At 71.8% G+C, this 2,246-nt stretch carries 2 protein-coding genes; both read left to right on the plus strand.

The features are described from left to right. Positions 1-894: condensation domain-containing protein (locus tag ALLO2_RS23735; protein ID WP_232235310.1), on the plus strand; the 894-nt coding region annotated here is incomplete at its 5' end. Next, positions 891-2,246, plus strand: a 1,356-nt coding sequence (locus tag ALLO2_RS23740; protein WP_278248118.1) for a condensation domain-containing protein, incomplete at its 3' end; no start/stop codon positions are given. The genes ALLO2_RS23735 and ALLO2_RS23740, both read left to right, overlap by 4 nt.

The following is a 2,246-nucleotide window of genomic DNA, read 5'->3' on the forward strand; positions in this document are numbered from 1 at the left end:
ATTCTTACCGGTGATGACGTCCTGTTGGGTGACCGGCCGCTTGATCCGGCCCGTGATGTGGCGTCGAGTATGCGGCAGCTGTCGTTTTCGGTGTCCCTGGAGGTGACGGCGGCGCTGCTCACGACCGTACCTACGCTGTTCCACGCCGGGATCAACGACGTGCTGCTGGCCGGGCTCGCCGCCGCCGTGACCGAATGGCGTCGGCGGCGGGGTGACGGTGCGTCGGAGGCCATCGTGATCGACCTGGAGGGACATGGCCGCGAGCCGCTGGCCGAGGACGTCGAGTTGTCCCGAACAGTGGGCTGGTTCACCAGAGTCCATCCCGTACGGCTGGAACTGCCCGACGTCGACCTTGCGGACCTGCGCGCCGGTGGCCCCGCCGCCGGCCGGATAATCAAGGAGGTCAAGGAGCAGGTGCGGGCGGTCCCCGGCGAAGGCCTGGGCTATGGGTTGCTGCGCCACCTGAATCCCGCTACGCGGCCGGTCCTGGCGGCGCTACCGACCCCGCAGATCGCCTTCAACTACCTGGGCCGCTTCGCCGGTGCCCGTCGTACCGGCGAAGACACGGACTGGCAGCCGATCGGCCTCGACGGGGAGGCCGGCGACCTTCCGGCAGCCCACGTGCTGGAGGCCGGGGGAGCCGTGCGGGACGGGGCGGACGGCCCCGAGCTCACCGTCTCGCTGGCCTGGCCGCCCGGCGTCCTGGCCGAGCCTGCCGTCCGGGAACTGGGCGAGGGCTGGGTGGCGATGCTGACCGGCCTGGCCGAGCACGCCGCGCGCCCCGAGGCGGGGGGACATACCCCGTCCGACTTCCCATTGCTGGAGCTGGGCCAGCGCCAGGTGGAGCAGTTCGAGGCCATGGCGGCAGAGATCGAGAAGGGGACCTCGTCATGAAACGCTCCGCGCTGTCGGAAGTATGGCCGCTCTCACCGTTGCAGGAGGGGTTGCTGTTCCACGCCACGTTCGACGAGCAGGCTGTGGACGTCTACTCCGGGCAGCACGTCATGGAGCTGGAGGGACCGCTGGACGCCGAGGTCCTGCGCGCGTCGGGGCAGGCGATGCTGGACCGGCACGCCAACCTGCGGGCCGGGTTCCGGCAGACGGCCGGGCTTGCCCAGCCGGTCCAGGTCATCGCCGCCAGGGTCGCGCTGCCATGGCGTGAGGCGGACGTGTCGGCGCTGCCTTCGGCCGGAGCCGAGGCGGAGGCCGACCGGCTGGCCGCCGAGGACCTGGACCGCGGATTCGACCCGGCCGTACCTCCGCTGCTGCGGTTCCTGCTGATCCGGTTCGGTGCGCGGCGCCACCGCCTGGTGATCACCAACCATCACATCCTGCTGGACGGCTGGTCGCTGCCGATCTTCAAACGCGAGCTGTTCGGGGTGTACCGGGCGGGCGGCGACTCCAGCGGGCTGAAGCCCGTGCCGCCTTACCGTGACTACCTGGTATGGCTGAGCAGGCAGGACCGCCAGGCCGCGCGAGCGGCCTGGCGCCGTGAGCTGGACGGCAAGCAGGAGCCAACCAGAGTCGTGGTGGCGGACCCGGGCCGGGATCCGGTAATGACCGAGCTCACCGAGCTGCGCCTGGGCCCCGAGCCGACCGGAGCGCTGCGCGAGCTGGCCCAGGCCCACGGGGTGACGCTGAACACGGTCGTGCAGGGGGCGTGGGCGATGCTGGTCAGCCGCCTGGCCGGCCGGTCCGACGTGGTGTTCGGTGCGGTCGTCGCGGGTCGTCCGCCCGAGCTGCCCGGGGTGGAGGACATGCTGGGCCTGTTCATCAACACGCTGCCGGTCCGGGTGCCGCTGGATCCGGCCCAGCGGGTCTGCGACATGCTGGTGGCCTTGCAGGCCCGGCAGTCCGCGTTGACGGCTCACCAGTACCTCGGCCTGGCCGAGATCCAGCGCGAGGCCGGGCCCGGCGCGGTCTTCGACACGCTCGTGGTCTACGAGAACTATCCGTTCGACCCGACGGTGGCACCCGCGGCACCCGCGGCGGCCGACCCGGACAGCCTGCGGGTCACCTCGCGCGGTGGCCGGCAGGCCGCGCACTATCCCCTCACCCTGGGCATACGGCCTGGCCGCGACGGGCTGGCGCTGCACGTGGACTACCGGCCCGACCTGTTCGACCAGCGGACGGCCGCGGAGCTGCTGGCCCGGTTGGTACGGATCCTGGAGGCTGTGGCGGCGGATCCGGGGGTGTTGGTGGGTCGGGTGCCGGTGTTGGGTGCGGCTGAGTGGGTGCGGGTGGTG

Origin of the sequence: Frankia sp. Allo2 (genome assembly GCF_000733325.1) — a bacterium.
Classification (GTDB): Bacteria; Actinomycetota; Actinomycetes; order Frankiales; family Frankiaceae; genus Frankia; species Frankia casuarinae.